Below are 17,293 nucleotides of genomic sequence, written 5' to 3'. Positions count from 1 at the left end.
AGGCGCGGCTCATTTCCAGCCGGTTAAGGTCACCAGCCGCATCCACATCGGCCAGCAGCAAGGACAGCCGCTCGACCGCGTATTGCAGGGAGACAATCTCGACCACAGTCTTCGTCACCACAAGGTCACGGGTGGCGGCCGTCATCTGCGCCGGCGTGATGGAGTTGGGCACCACGCCGGCGGCCAGCTGCTCGCCGGTGCTGACGGTGCTCCAGTCGGTCCATTCGGTGGCCCGTACCGGGACGGTGACGATGGTCGCGCGCAACTCATAGGAGGTGTTCGGCACCAGGCCGGCGCTGATGAGATATTCCCCGTTGCCGACCGAGGACGTGCTGATGGAAAGCGCATCCGTGGTGCCGGCGATGCGGTACTCGATGAGAACCGCAGTGATGGTGGGATCGGAAATCGGGCTCCAGAACACGCGAATGGCCGGCGTCTTGGCCCCGCCCGCGCCGGTGAGCGTGAGGGCGGAGAGGGAAAAGCCGGTCACACCCGTGGCAAGGCCGGAGGTGTCGCCCTCAATGCCGGGGTCACCGGCCGGCAGTTCATCGCCCGCCGTCCAGTCGTAGGCCGAGGCGGCGATCTCGCGCAGGTTCACGGTGACCGTCTGGTCGGTGTTCTGCGTCAGCGACAGGATGATGTAGGTGCGGTCGCCATAGCGGGCCGAGTTCCAGCGCACCCAGTCGCCGGGCTCGAGCACGATGGCACGGAAGCCGAGGGTGATGGTGGCGGTCGCCTGCAGGCGCGCCAGCTTCAGGCGGATCTGCGCCAGCCGCTGCGCCATGCCGGGCGATGTGATGGTGGGCTCATCCTGCTGGATGCGCCGAATCTCGGTGTCCTCCGCCTCGGCGCCGGAATCGGTGCGGGCCGGATAGGACACCATCTGGTACTGGTCGTCCGGCGAGACATAGGAGCCGAAGACCCCGTTGATGAGGTCGGCCCGGCTCAGTTTCGCGGTGAACTTGACCGGCCGCCCCACCACCAGGTCGCCGTCGGTGATGGTGGGATAGACGACGCTCTGCGGCGCGCCGGCGATGGGGCCATAGGCGCCGACGCGTTCGTAGAGGGAGCCGGCGCAGCTGTCGAGGAGGCGCTGGATGACCGAGCCGTATTCCTCGTTCGCGGAAACGATCGTGCTGCAGGCGAAGGCCGGCCCCATGACGCCGTCCGGGTCCGCCACCAGCGTGTCGCAGACGTTGGCCGCCGCCGTGTACATGTCGAGCCTGAGGTCGATGGGCGGCACGCCCATGCCGACGATCAGCTCGCCGCCGAGAGTGAGCCCGCGCTGGAAATTATAGAGCTGCACGATGGGGTTGGCGGAGTATTCCCAAGTGTGGGCATCGCTCCAGCGATGCGCACCCGAGCCGCCATTGGTGGAGTCCTTGCGCCAGTCGTAGAGGCGCCGGCCCTTAACCCCAAAGAGGAAGGTGGGGATGCTACCCGTGTCGAAAGCGGTGTCAATGTAGAAGGCGCGCACCTTTGCATAGCAGACGCCGGCCAGGCGGTCGGCGCTGGTCCAGCGTTCTGGTGGCTTCGCCCAGCTTACAAGATCGGCGTCGTAAGGTTGGTCCTCATAACCGAAGTAAAAATCCACATAGAGCACGGGCACGCCGCTTTCGGTGGCGAAGCCGGACACCCGATAGGTCTTGGACCACGCGGTCGAGGCTGTGAGCGTGAGCGTGCGCTCCTTGCCGTTAACCCAGATGCGGGTCAGGTCTTCGTGCGGACCCTCTCCGAGGATGAAGATCGCCTGCAAATAATTGAGGTTTTCGTTGGCAGTGTTCCAATAGCCGAACTGCCCTGCTGTGCCGGTCTCGCCGAAGATGCAGCCGCGCGGCTGGTTCCCGCCGAGCGTGATATCGGTCTTGATGCCGGTTTCGGCAGTGGCCGTGGCGCCAAGCATCGAGCGGGACAGATAGGACAGGCCGGCCGCGACGCCGAGATTGATGAGCGCACTGGTGGCGGTTGCGACGAATCCGCTGAGGCCGATAGCCCCGACGATGGCGGCTCCGATGAAGGGCATGGGTCAGCCCACCGCGAAGGCACGCACGAGGCGCGCGCGGGGCAGGATGGTGAGGCCACCATCGGGAGCCATGCCGGCAATCTCGGCGCCGAGCACCACCACGCCCGCCTGTGCGCCCGCTTCCAGCACCATGCCCAAGTCGCCGCGCCGCGCGTGGGCGGGCGGCACTTCCGGCAGAACGGCGGCGAGCGCGTCGCCAACACCGGAGAAGCCATGGCGGGCCAGCCGGATGGCGGCGCCGCGCGCGGTGCGGTAGGGCCGAACATCGGGCCAGATGGCGAGGCCAGCCACGGCGCGGGCCACGTCCTGCGGCAGGCGGAAGCAGTCGCGCACCCCCCAAATGAAACCGCCGCCCTGATAGGCGGCGATGAGGTCGGCGAGGCGCTGTTCCCAGCCCGGCAGTCGCATGGTGTCGCGGCTCATTTCTTCACCGTCCCCGGGTATTTGCCCCAATAGATGACCTGTTTGCCAGCGATCGTGGCGTGGCGCATGCCGCCGTCGGAGGCGTCGATGCGTTTCTGGTCGGCATCCGAGCGCGTGCGCCAGCCCTTTCGGGTGTTGTCGCGGGCACGGCTCTCCACAGCGCAGGTGAGCACCGAGCCCCCGCCGATGGTGTATTCGTGGCTGACCTGGTCCACGTAGCCACGGAAGACCCGCTCCACCGAGATGAGGGCGCGGGTGTCGGGGTCGATATAAGCCCGGCTCAGGGTGACGGGGCGCTGGTGGTAGACCTCCGCCTCGAGGGTTGCCAGCACGTCCGGATCGAGCCCCGCGTCGGGGATGGCGGAGAGCGTGAGGGTGATGGACGAGGCCGAGAGGTCGCCCACCAGGCCGATGGCATCGGCCGAGATCAGCCGGCCGGCACCGACATAATCGACGCCCGAATAGGTCAGCGTGCCCACTCCGTCCCAGAAGCCGTAGAGGCCCGAGGGGAAATCGAACAGCAGCAGGCCACGCGTGACGATGGCGCCGGCATCGAGCTTGGCCAGGGTGGTGGCGTTGAAGGACCGCATCAGACGTAATCCGCGGTGCTGGCGCCGGTGATGTCCTGCACCGCCTCGAAAGTGACGGACTGCGGCTGGAAGCCGGCCGGCGCCGAGAACGTGCCGGGCTTGAGCTTCATGACGCAAACCGGCTGTACGAGCCGCACGGTCGAGGAGATGCTCGGCGACGGGCTGAGACGCACGGGCGGCGCCACGGTGAGGGTAACCCCGCCGTCGCCGCTCGCCGTCGCATCCTCCACCACCATGTGCAAGGCGGTGCCGCCGTTCCACGGGAACGACAGCATATCGCCGGCCATGGCCTTGTAGGCGGCGGGCAGGCCGGTCAGCTGGACGGTCTTGGCGGTGACGGCGGCGAGGGTGGCCGTGCCGTCATAGGCGCCGCCGCCGGCCCGGGTGAGGTTGAGGACCGACGCGCCATAGGCCGCCGGATAGACCTTCTCCGGGTCGTAGGCATAGAAGGGCTTTCCGAGGCGCAGGGTGAGCGCCCAGGCCTGCCAGCGCTGGCGGTCGGCCATGGTCATCTCGAACGTGGTGAAGGTGGAGGACCAGAGCGCCTCGCCCATTTCCATCACCTGGATGGCGCCGTTTTCCAGCGTGTTCTGGACGGAGAGGTCGCCCAGTTTGAAGTCGACGGTGATGAAGCCCGCGCCGGCGGGGAAGGACCGGGGATAGCTGATGGTCATGTCAGACCCCCGGCACGCGGCGCGAACGGGCGTCGCGCAGGATGTTCACGACGTCGGCGCGCTGGCCCTTCCACCACAATTCAAGCGTCTGCATCAGCTCCTGCGGCGAGACACCACCACCACCTTGCCCTGACCCGCCGGCGTTGATGACCGGGGCGAAAACCGGGGCGATGGTGTCGCCGCCGCCGATGCGCGCGCCAAGCGCCCGCATCTGGGCCGGGGTGAAGATGCCTTCGTCCTTCTTGATAATGGCCCGCTCCTCACCGGCGAGGAGGCGGAACGGGTCGCGGCCAGTGTGGTAGCGCGGCGCACCGGCATAGAGGCCCGGATGATCGGCGCGCACGAAGGTCGCCTCCCCTGCCCCAAGCACACCGCCGCTGTGCGCGCCAGCCACATAGACAGCCCCCGTGGTGGTGCCGACGGTGCCGAGCGAACCGCTCCCACCAAGGCCACTGAAGCCGAACAGCCCCGACATCAGGCTCGAAATGGCCTGGTTGCTCGCCATCTCGATGAGCTTGTCGAGCAGCTTGTTCATGGCGTTGGTGAGCGCGTCGGTCAGCGACTTGCCATTGCGCAGGTCCTGGATGAAGCCGGACAGGGCCGAGTCCGCCGTGGTCGACATGTCCGACAGCGTCGCGTTGAGCCGCAGCGCCGCCGCGTCGGCGGAATTGAGGTCCACGGCGACGCCGGACGAGCGCAACGTAGAGGCAATGGCCTGGTCCTGCGAGGAGCGGCCGAGCTGTGCGCGCTGGAAGGCGATCTCGTCCTGCAGCTTGAGTTCGGCGGTGAGCTGGGTGCTGCGGGCCAGCTCCTCGTTTTTCTTCTTCAGGCGGTCATATTCCGCCTGGTCAAAGCCGGTACCGGCCTGGGCGGCTTCCCTGCGCAAATCCCAATAGGTCTGGTAGTTGGCGCGCAGCAGGGCCGTCTCGCCGGCGGTCTTGCCGATGAGCTGCGCTTCCAGTCCCTGCTGTGAAATGGCCTCATCCGCCGCCTCCAGCCGCTGGCGCGCGGACTGGGAGAGCTGCGCATAGACCTCGGCGAGGGCCTTGATCTTGGTATTCTCGGCCTCCGCCGCCGCCACGGCACTGGTGGCACCAGCCGCCTTGGCCCGGTAGGCATCAAGCGCGGCCTGCGCCTCAGCCTTGGCCGTCGGCGTCTGGGCGCGGATGACGGCGAGTTCCAGCTCGCGCTCGCGGCGCAGCTTTTCCTGCACCGAGATCAGCGTGGTGCCGTTAGCGGACAGCGCGGCGATTTCGTTCTTGACGCCTTCCAGTGCGTCGCGCTGCTCCTGCGTGCCCTTGGTGCCGTTGTCGGTCGCCTTGTTCAGGAGGGCCTGCTGCTCGCGCAGCTGCCGGAGCTGCTCGAAGCGCGGGTCACGCCCTTCTGCCACCTGCTGCGCGGCCATGGAGGCAGAGCGCGCATCGGCGTCGGCGACCTCCTTGGCGTGCTGGGCGCGCTCCGCATAGAGCTTGTTGAGGGCGGCTTCGTCGCGGATGAGGTTTGCCGCCGCGACGCCCTGCGTCCGCCCTTTCGGCCCAGCCGCCGCCGCCCGCTCCGCCGCCACCTGCTTTTCCAGCGCGGCGATCTGCTGGTCGAGGCTCGGGCCTTTCAGCGCGGAGGACACCGCCTTGCCCATGGCGTCATAGGCGCCGAGGGCGAAGTTGGCGACGCTGCGCCAGGCCCAGCCAAGCTTGGTGACGTTCTCGGTCGCGAGGGGCAGGTTCTTGTTGAGCGCCGACTGCAACGCCTGCTGCGCTGCCGTCTTCTGCCCGGAATACTCAAGATCCTGAATGTACTTCAGCGTCGCGACGTCGAGGAAATTGAGCTTCTGGTTGAGATCAACCGCGCCCTTTGACGGGGCAGCGAAGGCCTGCGCCATCTCCTTGCCGGCGTCGGCGAGCTCGGCGCTGGTGAGCGTGGCATAGCGACTGGTGACATCGATGAGGCCGGTGAAGACCTCCTTGCCGATCTTACCCGTGCCAGCGAAGGACGCCGTGAGGGTGCGGGCAGACGACACAGAGATATTGCTGGCGTCCGCCGCCGCCGCGGAGATCGTCTCCAGCTGCGCGACAGTCGCTTCGGTGGACTTGCCGAGACCCTGAAGCGAGTTGGTCAGCTCGCGCTCGCCTGCCGAATAGGACGAATAGGCAAGGGTCGCCGCGACGGCGATGCCGGCCACGCCGGCTGTGACGAGGCGGGCGGGCGTGAGGAGGCCGAGAAGGCCCGTGCCAATCTGCCTGACGCTGCCGGCGACACCGCCCTGCGAGCCGGCCAGCACCTGATAGACTTGGCCACCCTGCTGGGCCATGACCATGAAGGGCGAAGCGCCGGAAGCCAGCGAGGTGGCGACGTCGTTCAGCTGGTAGCTGAGGTTCGTCATCTCGTAGGCGGTGAGCTTTGCGCCCCTCGCCGCAGCGGAGAACGGGTCGGAACGCACCTGACGAGCAAAAGCGTCCTTGGTGCGCTGGATGGCAGCGGCGCGCTCGGTCTCAGTGAGCACGCCAAGCCGAGCAGCCTCGTTGATTTCCAGCAGTTCGGCCTTGTACTGCCGCTGCAGGGCATAGAGCGGCACGTATTTGCCGCGCAGGCGGTCGATCTCCTGGCCGACGGCCGCGATGTCCGCCGCGCGCTGCTGGCTGCCGAAGTCGTCGCGCACGCCCAAAGATGCATTGATGCTCTGCTGCGCCGTCTGGGCGCGGGCGCGGGCCAGCGCTTCCTCGGCCTGCCGGGCCTCGAGCAATTTGGCGACATACTGATCATAGGCGCGGGCGTAGGCCTCGATGTCGGCCGCGCGGGCCGCGGAACCGAAATCATCCTTGACGCCAAGCCGCTCGTTGATGGCGGACTGGGCCGCCTGCGCGCGGGCCGCGGCCAGGGCCAATTCCGCATTGCGGGCGTCGAGAAGGCCCCGGGTGTACTTCTCGTATTCCCGGGCAAAGGCCTCGATGTCGGCAGCGCGCTTGGTGGTGTCAAAATCGTCGCGGACACCGAGAACCGTATTGAAGCTTTGTTGCGCCGCCCGCGCCTGCGCCTCTGCCAGCTTGCGCACGGAGGCCTCGGCCCTGTCCATGGCTGCGCGGGCCTTTCCGAGACCCGCCTCGTACTGCGCCAGCGAGATCGCGCCGGCGGTGTAAAGGTCCTCAGCCTCCAACACTGCCGCATTGAACCGCTTCTGAGCGGAATAGAGCGGATCGACGGCAGAGAGATAGGCCGCTGCGCGCGCTTCGAGAGCCGCCTGCGCCGCGCCGAGACGCTCGGATTCCGCCGCGAGGGTGGCCGCTTCTCCGGCCGCGAGGCCGTATTTCGCCGCCACCAAGGCGACGACGGCCGCAGCATCCTCCGCCGAGGTGACACCCTGCTCAACGGCCCGAGATGCGTCCCGCTGCGCCTTCTCGACCGCCTGAAGGGCGCGGTACTGCTCATCCACCGAACGCCGCATGCGGTCCCAGGCCGATGCGGCCGAGATCTGCTTCTTGCTGGCCATGTCCGTGACGGTCGCCATGGTCTGGCCCGTCGCGGATACCTTCTCCTGTGCCGCCGCCACCTTGTTCAGGTCGGACTCCGCGCGGGCGAGGCTTTCGGTCTTTGCCTCGATGCGGAGTTCGTTGATTTCGGTGGTCATGCGGACCTCATGAAAAAGGCCGCCCGGTGCAGGCGGCCTTTGGCGGCGGAAGCTCAAAAAGTGGTCACATCGCCGCGACAGTGCTATCGGAAGGAAGGAGCCAAATTGGGGGGCATTTCGTGGGACAAAACCATGACCCGATCGGCGGGTTTATCTTGCTCTTTGTCGTGTTCGCACTCGGAGCAATTATATATTTTATACCATCACTTGTGGCCAGAAACAGAAATCATGCTCAGAAATCAGCAATATTCTGGCTTAATTTCTTTACTGGATGGTCTTTTATTGGGTGGGTTGCTGCTCTTATTTGGGCGCTTACAAACCCAACTGTTGTATCAACCGAGCCCACTGGCACACGAGAAAAATATATCTCAGACACGCCCCGATCACGAATTTCGCAGAATGAAAAAATATGCCCGCGTTGCGCTGAAAGCGTCAAAGCCGCAGCATTAGTATGTAGATATTGCGGTCATGAGTTTGCAGCAGAAACACCAAAGTTGAAATCTATACTAGAAACAAACGTATATCGGGGAGTTCCATATACGCAATATGATGACTATTCGGTTACAGCAATAGTCAATTCAGAAATTCGAGCGTGGGGTAATGCCCTCGAGTTCCGCGCAGCCATCGACGCGATGATTGAGCGCGGCCAGATTGATCGGTCCTGACATCACCCCGTCTGCTTTCCCGCCCATTCCACAAACGCCACGTCCATCGCGCGGATCAGGAACATGAACCGCTCGAAGTCGTCGCGGGCGTCGATGCCAAAGCGGGCGGCGTAGCGGTCTATGGCGGTGAAGGGGATGCGGCCGACCGCCATCCCAACCGGGCGGTCGCCGGACAGGTCGTGGAAGGCCCGCCATGTAAAAGCAAGGTCGGGCCTGGGCTCGACCTTGTTTTGCATGAACGGCAGGGTGGAGATGTCCCGCCCTGCCGCCCGGTGCGCGGCGCAGATGGCTTCGGCCCTGCCGCCCCAGTCCAGCCGCCAGACCAGGGCGGCGGTCAGTTTCCCGCGGCGGCCTCAAGCTCGGCGAGGCCCTTTTCCGCCACCTGGTCGGAGGCCCAGCTCACAGCCTCGCGCAGCAGGATGCCAAGATCGGGATCGGCGAGGAACTCCGCCACCTTCTCCGGCGTGCAGGGCACGCGCGCGCCGGCATCGGTGATGTTCCAGTCCTGCAGGATGGTCTCGGTGATGAGCCGGTCGTTGATGGCGGTGAGCTTTTCCGGCGGGAGAGGTCCCGCAACTTCGGTGACTGCGGCGGCCACCAGCGTCTCACGCAGCTTGCGCAGGTCGGGATTGCTGGTGCCGCGCACGCGCAGGGCAACACCGCGAAAGCCGGCGACGGGGATGTCCTTCACCCAGGCGCCGGTGCGGATGCGGGCGCCGGCTTCCTTGATCTTGGCGAGGTCCATGGTCTGTCCTTGTGGGGCTGGGAGGAGTGCGCGCCGGAGGCCCGGCGCGATGATGTGGCAAGGGGCGAGAAATCGGGGCCGGGCGATCAGCTCGGCAGGTACCAAAACCGGCCGATGCTGATGGTGTAGCCGAGCGTCGGGTGGCGGGAGGCCTGGAAGGTCGCCTTGATGGACACGTCCTGGTTCTTGCCGCCGACCTCGGGCGAGCCGCCGGAGAGCTTGATGCGCGGCAGATCGAAGACGTAGGTGGAGCGGTTGCCGTCCGCCCGGCCGACACGGAAATCGACGCTGGTGGCGGTGTTGCTGATGACGGCCTGATAGATGGAGGGGTCACCGAAATAGGTGTCCAGCGTGCCGGTGACCGAGAATTCGCCATTGCCGGTGCCCACGGCACCGATGGAGCCGATGGCGTTCTGGCGCCGCAGGTTGTTGTTGATGTCGATCTCGGCCGACACGATGTAGTTCGGCCCGGTGACCTCGACACCATTGAAGCCGATGCGGCCGACGTTGGACGAGGTGTTCAGGACGTCCGTGGCGGGCGCGGCGATATCGCTGGCGCCGGAGACGCGCGAGCTCTGCACCTGCCCCGTCTTGCCCACATACGTCATGGAGAAGGTGGCGATGGCCTGGGTGGCCAGCGACAGCTTCATCTGGTCGGCGGTCTGTCCGGTCAGATACTCGTAGGTGACGGGGGAATGGTCGAGATACTGGCGCTCGAAGGTGTTGGAGCGCTTGGTGGAGCCGTTGACCAGGAAGTCCCCGGTGTAGACCTCCACCGTCTTGCCGGCGCCGGTGTCCGTGGTCCAGCCGGTCGGCACCACGTCGAAGGTGAGCGCGTGGGCGGCGACGGCGGAGATGCGGCACCAGCCGTTGCAGGCCGCCGTCGCGAACTGGCTGCCGGCGGAGGCGCCGCCGAGGCGCACCCACTCGCCCACGGACAGGCCGAGGGTGGTGAAATCCAGCGCGGTCGAGGTGAGGCCGGACGAGGCGGCGACCAGATCGCCGGAGGCGCCGGCGAAACCCACCACCCGCACGCTGGCGCCGACGGGAATCGGCCCGCTTTCGGCGGTGAAGGTGGAGGCGGGGAAGACGATGGTAGTGCTGGTGGAGGACGCCACCCGGGCCACCTTGTTGTTGCCGGAGGTGGGGAAGCCCGACAGCAGCCCGAGCATGCCCGCCACGAAGGCCGCGCCGCCGGCGGAGACGGTGAGCGTGGTGGTGGTGAGGTCGCTGATCTCGGTGTCCGACGTCACGACGGTGATGGCCGGGTTGCTGGACCATGTGCCCTGCACCACCTCCTCGAAGTCGTCGTCGGGCACGTTGAAGGCCAGTTCACCGCCGATGTCGCCGCCGGCCTCCTGCGACACGAGGATGAGGTCGCGCACCTGACGGTCGCTGCGGATCTCGTTGGAGACCACGGTTTTCGGGTTGGCGGCGAGCGAAGAGGAGGTCTGGCGCCGGGTGGTGAAGGCCGGAGAGGTGGGAATCACGCCGAAGGTGGTCTCGCGCACCTTGGACAGCGTGACGCGGTTCGTCGTCTGGAGTTCAGCCATGGGAGGGCTCCGGGAAAGGCCATCAGGGGCGCATGAAGGGGAAGGCGCGGCGCGCGGGGGTGCCGGTCAGCCGAACAGGTCGAACTTGTAGGGAACGGCGCAAGACAGGGCCCAATAGCTGCCGTCATCGTTGCGGTCGTCGAGGGTGGCGGGCGAGGCGGCATAGGTGGTGACGCCGCCGAATTGCTTGCCGCGGAAGGCGGCGCGGAGCTCATCGAGCCAGCCGGAATATTCCTCGGTGCCGGCGCCGCGCGGGATCTGGAGCACGAAGCGGATCACGCCCTCTTCGCGAAACACGTTGTCGCCCGGCGCGCCGACGGTGATCTGCTCCTCATCGGCGATTGGGTACTGGAGCGCGAGGAACGGCTCCTTGTCGGCCGGCACCTGCAGGCCGTCGTCCGGATCCGCCTCATTGGGATAACGCACGGGTGTGCGCGACCAGAGGGCATCGACGCGGGCACGAACGGCGGCCATGACTGCGGTGGAGGCCATCAGACCCACCTTTTCCCGCGCCGAGGTGGCCGATTCCAAAGCAAATCGCTGGCAGGCTTTGAACGGAGCCGAGCAGCAGCCCCATAGGGCCTGCGTCGCAACCTGAGATAAATGTCCATCTGATAAGGGCCAGGCAGCTGCTTTTTGTGCGGTCCGACCCTCCGCATCGCCGGGAGGAACCGCCGAAACGCCATCGTCCTGATCATTTGGCTTACCTCGTGACGACGATGGCGGGCTGGCGGTTCAGCCAGGCGCGGCGCTGGGCGCCGGGGCGGTTGCGGGAGGCCTGCGGCGACTTCATGCCGGTGCGTGAGGCCCAGGCGTCGATGTCGCCGAACAAGGGCGAGCGGAAGCCGAAGCGGATGCGGGCGACGTTGCCAAAGCGGCGCGAGGCCAGCGCCGCGACAGCCTCATAGACGCCGTCCGGCGCCTGCCGGGACAGGCCGCGCTCGATCTTGCGGGCGTAGGGCTGGGTGTTCACGAACACATATTCCGACGCATCGGGGATGGGCCCTTCCGGGTCCACTGCGGTGCCGTCGGCGATGAGCACGTGCGAGCGCTGGTAACGTCCGCTGCGCACCGGCGAGTGGGCCTGAAGCGTATTGTCGATCCAGGCGAGCAGGTCGGTGACGAGCTCGAAGCGGAAGACGATGACGCCATTGTCCGGGTTGACGCTCTCCAGCGGCGCGCCCTCGCGGCCGTCGACGAAAGTGGTGTGGCCGGGCACGCCGCCCGACGCCTGCCGGTTCGCCTCCTGCGCCTCGGCCAGAGCATCCCGCGCATAGGCGGCAACGCGGCGGGAGCGCTCTTTCGGGTCGAGCGTCGGGCACAGGCGCAGCATCACATCCCGATTGATGGGCGTGATCCGGGAGCGGATGGCCATCAGCCGCGAACCACCATTTCGATGCGCACGACCACGCCGTTCAGCACCTGCGGCGGCGCCGAGATGATGTCGCGCTCGCGGCCGGCGATGACGATGGCGTCGCCATTGCGGGGCCAGCCTTGCGGGCCGGGCCAGCCGGCGGCGACGATCTGCGTGGGCGAAAGGACGACGCGGGTGTCGCCCTGCTCGATGCCGCCCACGAGTTCTTCCACCCGATAATCCTGCGCGCGGACGCGCACCGCCACGTCGACGGGCGTGCGAGCGGAGCCGCTGCCGGTCCAGCGGCGCAACACCGCATCCTGCCCGCCGGCGGCGAGATGACGATCGAGGGCGGAGATGGCCTGTTCCGGCGTCATGCGCAGGCAACCGGGACACGGTAATTGTCGAGCAGGTCGGAGACATCAGGCGTGATGGCGCCGTCCGCGCCCGTGGAGACCCAGTAGGTGGCGGAATAGACGCCGGGCGTCTCTTCCTGCCGCAGCAGCGGGTCGCGCTGGCGCAGGAACCAGCGGGCCTTCACCATGCGGATCACGGCGTCCTGCAGGTCGTCCGGGATCGGGGAATAGCCGGCGGTGTATTGCACGACGATGGGAAGGGCCGGCCACTTGCGCGGCCAGCTGTTGCCATCGAGGCGGATCAGGTGGCCAGTGCCGGGCTGGCGCCGGTAATCAGCCGGGTCGGACAGTACGACGCCGTTCTCGAGGACGGAGTCGACCGCCGTGACCGGCCAGCGGGTGAGCTGCAGGGGCGCGACGCCGCCGGGCAGCACCCAGGGATAGCCGTCGCGGCCCGCCCAGAACTCGTCTTTCACCACCTCCTGCACCAGCGTGCGGTTGCAGTATTGCGCCGCCGCCGCGCTGGCGCGCGAGATGACCTTGTTGAGCCATGCGTCGGCTGCGGTGCCGGTGATCTCAAGCTCGGTCTTCACATCGTCGAGGGTGACGAGGTCCGCCGTGGACGCCGGCATGACGATGGTGGTGATGATGTCGAGCGCCACGGCTCAGACCTTGCTCACGAGCGTGAAGGCGCGGTCGGCACCCTGGTTCACCGGAAGGGCGGCGGTGCCCGAGCGCAGCTTCATGGAGATGATGCCGATGAAGATGGCGGGGTCGAGCGCCGCATATTGGCCGGCACCGACGGTCACAGACACTTCGCCGGACATGTCCTGCAGCGGATAGAAGGTGGTGCCGTCGACGCTCACGAGAAAGGTGAGCGCGGCCGTGGTCCAGAGGGCGGGCAGGATGATGCCGACGGGCACCAGCGGCGCCACGTTGATGACGTCGCTCTGGCTTGCGCCATTGGCGATCACCGCAGCGGCGGTCTGAAGATTGATGGCGCGGGCCACGGCAGCCTCCTTGAGGGGAAGCGCCCGCCGGGGTGCCGGCGGGCGTCAGGATCAGCGGTTCTGCCAGGCCCGCACGTAGTCGGTGACGATGCTGCCGACGCCGGTGCCGGAGGGCTTGTAAACGCCGTTGTAGGGCTGGAGCACCGCGAGGGTGCCGGTGGCGGCGAAATTGACGGCATTCTCGGCCGAGACCTGCTTGCCGTTCACATAGAACCGCACGTTGGTGACGTCCGAGGCATCGATGCGCAGGATGGCCCAGTCGGCCGTGGTGAGGGTCACACCCGTGGAGACGGACGTGGGGGTGCTGCCGTCGAAGGCGCGGAAATAGAGCAGGCCCGAGCCGTTGGCCTGGAACTGCGCATAGCAGGTGTTGTTGTCCGGGCTGTCGATCCAGTCGGAGCAGAGGCCGGCGACGGCCTGGACGCCGGCGACGCTGGGCAGCACCGACAGGCGGATGCGCGTCTCGAAGACGAGCCCCTTGGTGATGTCGAGGGCCTTCTGGTCGCCCCAATAGAGCACCGCGTCCTGCTTCTCGGACGTGGCGGTGAGCGCGCAGGCCACCTGGCCGCCGACCGCCGAGGCCACGCCCGCGACGGTGGGCGGGGCGGCGCCGACGATCTTCTTGACCCAGTCCATGCCGCTTTCGGCGGAGCCGGCGGCCGGCACCACGAGGCGGCCGGCACCGACGAAATCGTCGTTGTAGACGAGGGGCGCGACGCGGCCCGTGGTCTCGAAGGTGACGTCGTCGAAATAGGTCAGGACGCGGCCGGGGCCGTATTTGCTCTTGGTGCCCATGGGGCTCTCCTTGCCGGCCGGTCACCCGGCCGTCTTTCAGACGGTTCGGAGAAGGAAGGGGGCCGGCCGAAACCGGCCCGCGGGGCTCAGTCGATGACGGCGGAGGGCGGGGTGGCCTGCTGGTAGCGGCCGGGCACCACGATGATCTGCGCCGAGGTGATGTTGGCAGCGTTCGATGCACCGGTGACCACGGCGAGGCAGTCGAAGCCGTTGGCAACGTCCAGCACCGCCTCGGGCGTGATCTCGAAGATGACGATCTTGTTCTTCACGCCGGCATCGGTGGTGTAGGAGGCCGCCGCGGTGCGGGCGACGAGCGCATCGCCGGCCGCCACGTCCAGATTGGACCAGATGGGCATGACGTTGCTGACGGGCTTGGCGTTGGCGCCGCCGACGCTGGTCGCCTGCGACAGGGACAGCGCGATGGTGGCGGCGTTGCCCTGGGTGATGTGGGCGACGACGTAGGCCTTGTGGGCGGTCTTGAGCGAAACGTAGCCGCCGGTGCGGCCGGCGGCATCGGTAGCGGGGGCGAGGGCCGAGACCGGCTTCGCCTGGGCGACGAGCGAGAACTGACGAGCCATGGTGAGTGGCCTTTTCTATGAGGGATGGGCCACACCAGCGGCCCGAAGGGCGGACGCGACGACGAGCGCCGCGCCCGGGTGTCTCGCTCAGCGCGAGGCGAGGGTGATGAAGGGCGACTGGGTCTTGGTGCCCTTGAAGGGAATGAGCGGGGCGTGCCAGATCGGCTCGCCATCGACGCGATAGCTGATGCGGAACACCATTTCGTCGGTGAGGAAGGCGACGTGCATGGAGGAGGCCGCTTGCACGCCGCCCTTGTCCGCCAGCACATACTGAGACATGTCGACCAGGGAGATGTCGCCCTCGGTGCCGAGGGTCTCGGCATATTCCACCGGGATCACGGGGCGGCCGAAGAGCATGCCGTAGGGATTGCCGGAGATACCATTCGGCGGCAGGTAGACCGGGACGCCGGCGGTGCCGATGACCTGCGACAGGCTATAGAGCTGCGGCTCCACGTCCTGGTTGATGTACCAGACCGCGTTCGACCGCGAGCGGCCCCACATGCGCGACCACATGTTGAGGATATTGTCGTAGACGATGGTTTTCGCCGCCTGGCCGGTCTCCTTGTCCACCGTCACCTTCGCCGGCGCATTCAGGAAGCCGAGCGGCATGCCGGAGCCGGAGCCGCGATAGACGGAGTCTTCCGTCATGAAGGTGATTTCCTCGGAGAAGGCCTGCATGGCGACGGTAGAAAGCACCGACGCGTCGCGCAGCATCTCGTCAGTGACGTACATGGTCGACATGAGCTTCTTGAGGTCCAGCTCAATGAGCCGGTACTTGGGCTTGGTGGGGGTAACGGTGGTGCCCTCACCAACCCAGTAGGACTGCACGCCACCCCAGCGCGAGCCGGTGGCGCGGCTGGTCTCGTCGATGCCGGGAATCTTGATACCGTTGGCATCGTTGGAGATGGTGAGCTTCTGGGTCTGCTTCAGAATCTCGCCGACGCTGTAGGCGCGGGCGAAGATGGCCGTCGAGAAGTCCGTCTGCACCAGGAAGCCGCCCGAGGTCGGGTCGGACACGGCGGCACCAGAGGGCGCGCGGATGGACGTGTTCGGGGCGAGCTTCAGGCGCGGATCGGTGACGCGCTGCGTGGGATTGTAGTGCTGGTAGACCGCGAGGAGCTGATCGCCGAAGCTGCGGAAGTGCTGCTCGCCGTCGAACTGGAAACCGAGAACTGAGCGGGCCTCGCGCACATAGTCCCGGTCGGTCCAGGAATGCTGGGCGCGCGCCGCGACAGCGACCGCCCCGACGTCGGAGAGAGCCCCGTCTTCCACGGCGGGGAGCGTGGAACCGCCGGTGATGGCGGGGTTCACCGGGCGGGCGAGGTTGGCGGAGGCCTTGCGGGCGCGCTCGAGGCGGTCGATCTGGCCGAGCAGGTCGGTGATTTCGGCTTCCTTGGCCTTGTAGAGGGTCTCGTCGCCGATGATGGAATCGGTGTTCAGGTCGTCGATCGCCTTGCCGAGGGCCTGGCGGAGCTCAAGAAGCTTGTCCATCTGTCTACCTTTCATGGACATGAAAAAAGCCGCCTCGGATGCCGGGGCGGCTCGGGGGCCCTCGCCAGGGTGGGAGGGGGTTCGTTCGCCCTCAGCGGGCGGCGATTCTCAGGTGGGCGGGCTTTCCGGGGTGTTGTCGTTGCCGTGCTTGAGGCGCACCGCCGCGGCGCGGCGGCGGCGGGCCGCGGCAGCCTTTTCCTCGGCGGCGCCCTCACTTTCCCCGCCTTCGTCGGGCTCGCCGATGAGACCGAGGATCTTGGCGCAGCCCTCCGCGATCATGCCGTGGGCATCGCGCAGGGTCTGTTCGTTGGCGGCCGACAGCACCTTGCCCTGCCGGGTGACGGGCGCTGCCGCGGCGCGGGCCGTGCTGGCGGAGAGGTCGCCGGCGAAGACGCCCTTGATGAGGGCGGACACCTGCTTGAGCGTGAGGACCGTTTCACCGGGCTGGAGCGCCGCGCGGTCCTCGGCCGGGGCCGGCGTCACACTGCCGGCCTTGCGCGCGTCCAGCGCCTTGCGGGCCACGGCGGCGAAGGACTTCTCCGAATCCTCCTCGGCGAGAAGCTCGGCCACCTCTTCCTCGGTCATGGCCACCAGAGTGGCGCCGAGCTGCTGGAGGGCCTGGGTGAGCATGGCGGGCACGGGGCTGTCGTCGCCCTCATAGTCCGCCTCCCACTCGACCATTTCCTCGAGCCACGACAGGTCGGCGAGGAGGCAGGCCAGCCAGGAGACCTCATAGAGGCCCTTGATCTCGCGGATGTCAGCGTCGCGGGCCGCCGTCATGCCGAGGGCGACACGGCTGGCGGCGATGCCGGCCGCGCGCACCTGCACCAGCGCGTTCGCGTTGGCCGGCACGGGCACGATGGAGAGTTCGAGCAGTTCCTGCTTCTTGAAGTCCACGCCGCCCGGGCGGCTCCTGTCCTTGGAAAGGGACCATTCCAGCGGCTGGAAGCCGACGGAGACGCAGTTGAGAAAGCCGCCCTTGACCAGGCGGAACACCACGTCCGCCTCCGGATTCACATCCGCCGCAGCGAACTCCACATCGCCGATGAGGCGGTTGCCCTCGACGCGCAGGTTCAGCACTTTCCCGACGACGTTGGCGGCCTGCTTGTCGTTGTGACCGAACAGCACGACGGGGTTGGCGCGGTAGGAATCCAGCACCCAGCCGCGCTGATCGATGGTGTCGCCATAGCGGTCCACCGAGTCGTCGGAGAAGACGAAGGACACGACGCGGCTGTCGTCGGCCTGGCCGGCCGCAGTTTCGAGCAGGCGCAGGACCGGATAGGTGCGCACTGCGCCTGCCGCCGCCTCTCCGCGGCGGGCGCGGGCGCGGAACTCGCGGATATCCACGATCTCGGCCGCCGACGGCTGGGCGGCGCGCGACGGCTTGCGCGGCTTCGCGGGTGCGGGCATGGGC

18 protein-coding genes are annotated in these 17,293 nt (G+C 67.2%); 1 reads left to right on the top strand and 17 read right to left on the bottom strand.

Annotated elements, in window-relative coordinates; genetic code table 11:
• From EJ105_RS25785 to EJ105_RS25765, 5 genes are all read right to left on the bottom strand, one after another.
• A partial coding sequence (locus EJ105_RS25785; protein WP_250168609.1) for a phage tail protein occupies nt 1-2,023 on the bottom strand: 2,023 nt, incomplete at its 3' end.
• Between the two features lie 3 nt (nt 2,024-2,026).
• On the bottom strand, nt 2,027-2,446 hold the full coding sequence (locus EJ105_RS25780) for a DUF6950 family protein (RefSeq protein ID WP_250168608.1): 420 nt from the start codon (nt 2,444-2,446) through the stop codon (nt 2,027-2,029).
• On the bottom strand, nt 2,443-3,036 hold the full coding sequence (locus EJ105_RS25775; protein ID WP_250168607.1) for a DUF2163 domain-containing protein: 594 nt from the start codon (nt 3,034-3,036) through the stop codon (nt 2,443-2,445). The genes EJ105_RS25780 and EJ105_RS25775 overlap by 4 nt, the downstream gene beginning before the upstream one ends.
• Nucleotides 3,036-3,710, bottom strand: a complete 675-nt coding sequence (locus EJ105_RS25770) for a hypothetical protein (RefSeq protein ID WP_250168606.1) — start codon at nt 3,708-3,710, stop codon at nt 3,036-3,038. Before EJ105_RS25770 ends, EJ105_RS25775 begins: the two co-directional genes overlap by 1 nt.
• A 1-nt stretch (nt 3,711) precedes the next feature.
• Nucleotides 3,712-7,332 carry a phage tail length tape measure family protein gene (locus EJ105_RS25765; RefSeq protein ID WP_250168605.1) on the bottom strand — a complete coding sequence of 1,207 codons (3,621 nt, stop codon included), beginning with the start codon at nt 7,330-7,332 and terminating at the stop codon, nt 3,712-3,714.
• Between the two features lie 26 nt (nt 7,333-7,358).
• On the opposite strand from EJ105_RS25765, the gene EJ105_RS25760 reads away from it, so the two are divergent.
• Entirely contained in the window at nt 7,359-7,997 is a 639-nt protein-coding gene (locus tag EJ105_RS25760) for a superinfection immunity protein (RefSeq protein WP_250168604.1), read from the top strand.
• Between the two features lie 2 nt (nt 7,998-7,999).
• Here EJ105_RS25760 and EJ105_RS28145 read toward each other — a convergent pair whose 3' ends face one another.
• The 12 genes from EJ105_RS28145 to EJ105_RS25700 all read right to left on the bottom strand — a co-directional run bounded on the left by EJ105_RS28145 (nt 8,000) and on the right by EJ105_RS25700 (nt 17,289).
• On the bottom strand, nt 8,000-8,233 hold the full coding sequence (locus EJ105_RS28145) for a phage tail assembly chaperone (protein ID WP_394042856.1): 234 nt from the start codon (nt 8,231-8,233) through the stop codon (nt 8,000-8,002).
• Nucleotides 8,234-8,331: 98 nt separating this feature from the next.
• On the bottom strand, nt 8,332-8,742 hold the full coding sequence (locus EJ105_RS25750) for a hypothetical protein (RefSeq protein ID WP_250168602.1): 411 nt from the start codon (nt 8,740-8,742) through the stop codon (nt 8,332-8,334).
• Nucleotides 8,743-8,828: 86 nt separating this feature from the next.
• Entirely contained in the window at nt 8,829-10,295 is a 1,467-nt protein-coding gene (locus EJ105_RS25745) for a phage tail tube protein (protein WP_250168601.1), read from the bottom strand.
• 66 nt (nt 10,296-10,361) lie between these two features.
• The gene (locus tag EJ105_RS25740) at nt 10,362-10,787 is read right to left on the bottom strand and encodes a phage tail terminator-like protein (RefSeq protein ID WP_250168600.1); all 426 of its coding nucleotides are present in this window, start codon (nt 10,785-10,787) and stop codon (nt 10,362-10,364) included.
• Nucleotides 10,788-10,998: 211 nt separating this feature from the next.
• A complete protein-coding gene (locus EJ105_RS25735; RefSeq protein ID WP_250168599.1) occupies nt 10,999-11,670 on the bottom strand; it encodes a hypothetical protein in 672 nt (223 codons plus the stop codon).
• The gene (locus EJ105_RS25730; protein ID WP_250168598.1) at nt 11,670-12,026 is read right to left on the bottom strand and encodes a hypothetical protein; all 357 of its coding nucleotides are present in this window, start codon (nt 12,024-12,026) and stop codon (nt 11,670-11,672) included. The genes EJ105_RS25735 and EJ105_RS25730 overlap by 1 nt, the downstream gene beginning before the upstream one ends.
• Nucleotides 12,023-12,667: a phage head-tail connector protein gene (locus tag EJ105_RS25725; protein ID WP_250168597.1), complete on the bottom strand. Its 645-nt coding sequence runs from the start codon at nt 12,665-12,667 to the stop codon at nt 12,023-12,025. The genes EJ105_RS25730 and EJ105_RS25725 overlap by 4 nt, the downstream gene beginning before the upstream one ends.
• Before the next feature lie 3 nt (nt 12,668-12,670).
• A complete protein-coding gene (locus EJ105_RS25720; protein WP_250168596.1) occupies nt 12,671-13,015 on the bottom strand; it encodes a hypothetical protein in 345 nt (114 codons plus the stop codon).
• 51 nt (nt 13,016-13,066) lie between these two features.
• Nucleotides 13,067-13,810, bottom strand: a complete 744-nt coding sequence (locus tag EJ105_RS25715; RefSeq protein ID WP_250168595.1) for a hypothetical protein — start codon at nt 13,808-13,810, stop codon at nt 13,067-13,069.
• Nucleotides 13,811-13,896: 86 nt separating this feature from the next.
• The gene (locus EJ105_RS25710; RefSeq protein WP_250168594.1) at nt 13,897-14,388 is read right to left on the bottom strand and encodes a hypothetical protein; all 492 of its coding nucleotides are present in this window, start codon (nt 14,386-14,388) and stop codon (nt 13,897-13,899) included.
• Nucleotides 14,389-14,475: 87 nt separating this feature from the next.
• Nucleotides 14,476-15,879, bottom strand: coding sequence for a phage major capsid protein (locus EJ105_RS25705; RefSeq protein WP_250168593.1), 1,404 nt, complete (start codon nt 15,877-15,879; stop codon nt 14,476-14,478).
• 108 nt (nt 15,880-15,987) lie between these two features.
• Entirely contained in the window at nt 15,988-17,289 is a 1,302-nt protein-coding gene (locus tag EJ105_RS25700) for an HK97 family phage prohead protease (RefSeq protein ID WP_250168592.1), read from the bottom strand.
• Between the last annotated feature and the right edge of the window lie 4 nt (nt 17,290-17,293).

The sequence above is a fragment of the Xanthobacter aminoxidans genome (assembly GCF_023571765.1).
GTDB lineage: Bacteria > Pseudomonadota > Alphaproteobacteria > Rhizobiales > Xanthobacteraceae > Xanthobacter > Xanthobacter aminoxidans.
This window is presented reverse-complemented; position numbering and strand designations above follow the sequence as displayed.

What these genes read in the sequence shown, in the direction of transcription:
- EJ105_RS25780 (WP_250168608.1), bottom strand. Translation starts at nt 2,446, where the DNA reads ATGAGCCGCGACACCATGCGACTGCCGGGCTGGGAACAGCGCCTCGCC.
- EJ105_RS25775 (WP_250168607.1), bottom strand. Translation starts at nt 3,036, where the DNA reads ATGCGGTCCTTCAACGCCACCACCCTGGCCAAGCTCGATGCCGGCGCC.
- EJ105_RS25770 (WP_250168606.1), bottom strand. Translation starts at nt 3,710, where the DNA reads ATGACCATCAGCTATCCCCGGTCCTTCCCCGCCGGCGCGGGCTTCATC.
- EJ105_RS25765 (WP_250168605.1), bottom strand. Translation starts at nt 7,332, where the DNA reads ATGACCACCGAAATCAACGAACTCCGCATCGAGGCAAAGACCGAAAGC.
- EJ105_RS28145 (WP_394042856.1), bottom strand. Translation starts at nt 8,233, where the DNA reads ATGCAAAACAAGGTCGAGCCCAGGCCCGACCTTGCTTTTACATGGCGG.
- EJ105_RS25750 (WP_250168602.1), bottom strand. Translation starts at nt 8,742, where the DNA reads ATGGACCTCGCCAAGATCAAGGAAGCCGGCGCCCGCATCCGCACCGGC.
- EJ105_RS25745 (WP_250168601.1), bottom strand. Translation starts at nt 10,295, where the DNA reads ATGGCTGAACTCCAGACGACGAACCGCGTCACGCTGTCCAAGGTGCGC.
- EJ105_RS25740 (WP_250168600.1), bottom strand. Translation starts at nt 10,787, where the DNA reads ATGGCCTCCACCGCAGTCATGGCCGCCGTTCGTGCCCGCGTCGATGCC.
- EJ105_RS25735 (WP_250168599.1), bottom strand. Translation starts at nt 11,670, where the DNA reads ATGGCCATCCGCTCCCGGATCACGCCCATCAATCGGGATGTGATGCTG.
- EJ105_RS25730 (WP_250168598.1), bottom strand. Translation starts at nt 12,026, where the DNA reads ATGACGCCGGAACAGGCCATCTCCGCCCTCGATCGTCATCTCGCCGCC.
- EJ105_RS25715 (WP_250168595.1), bottom strand. Translation starts at nt 13,810, where the DNA reads ATGGGCACCAAGAGCAAATACGGCCCCGGCCGCGTCCTGACCTATTTC.
- EJ105_RS25710 (WP_250168594.1), bottom strand. Translation starts at nt 14,388, where the DNA reads ATGGCTCGTCAGTTCTCGCTCGTCGCCCAGGCGAAGCCGGTCTCGGCC.
- EJ105_RS25705 (WP_250168593.1), bottom strand. Translation starts at nt 15,879, where the DNA reads ATGGACAAGCTTCTTGAGCTCCGCCAGGCCCTCGGCAAGGCGATCGAC.
- EJ105_RS25700 (WP_250168592.1), bottom strand. Translation starts at nt 17,289, where the DNA reads ATGCCCGCACCCGCGAAGCCGCGCAAGCCGTCGCGCGCCGCCCAGCCG.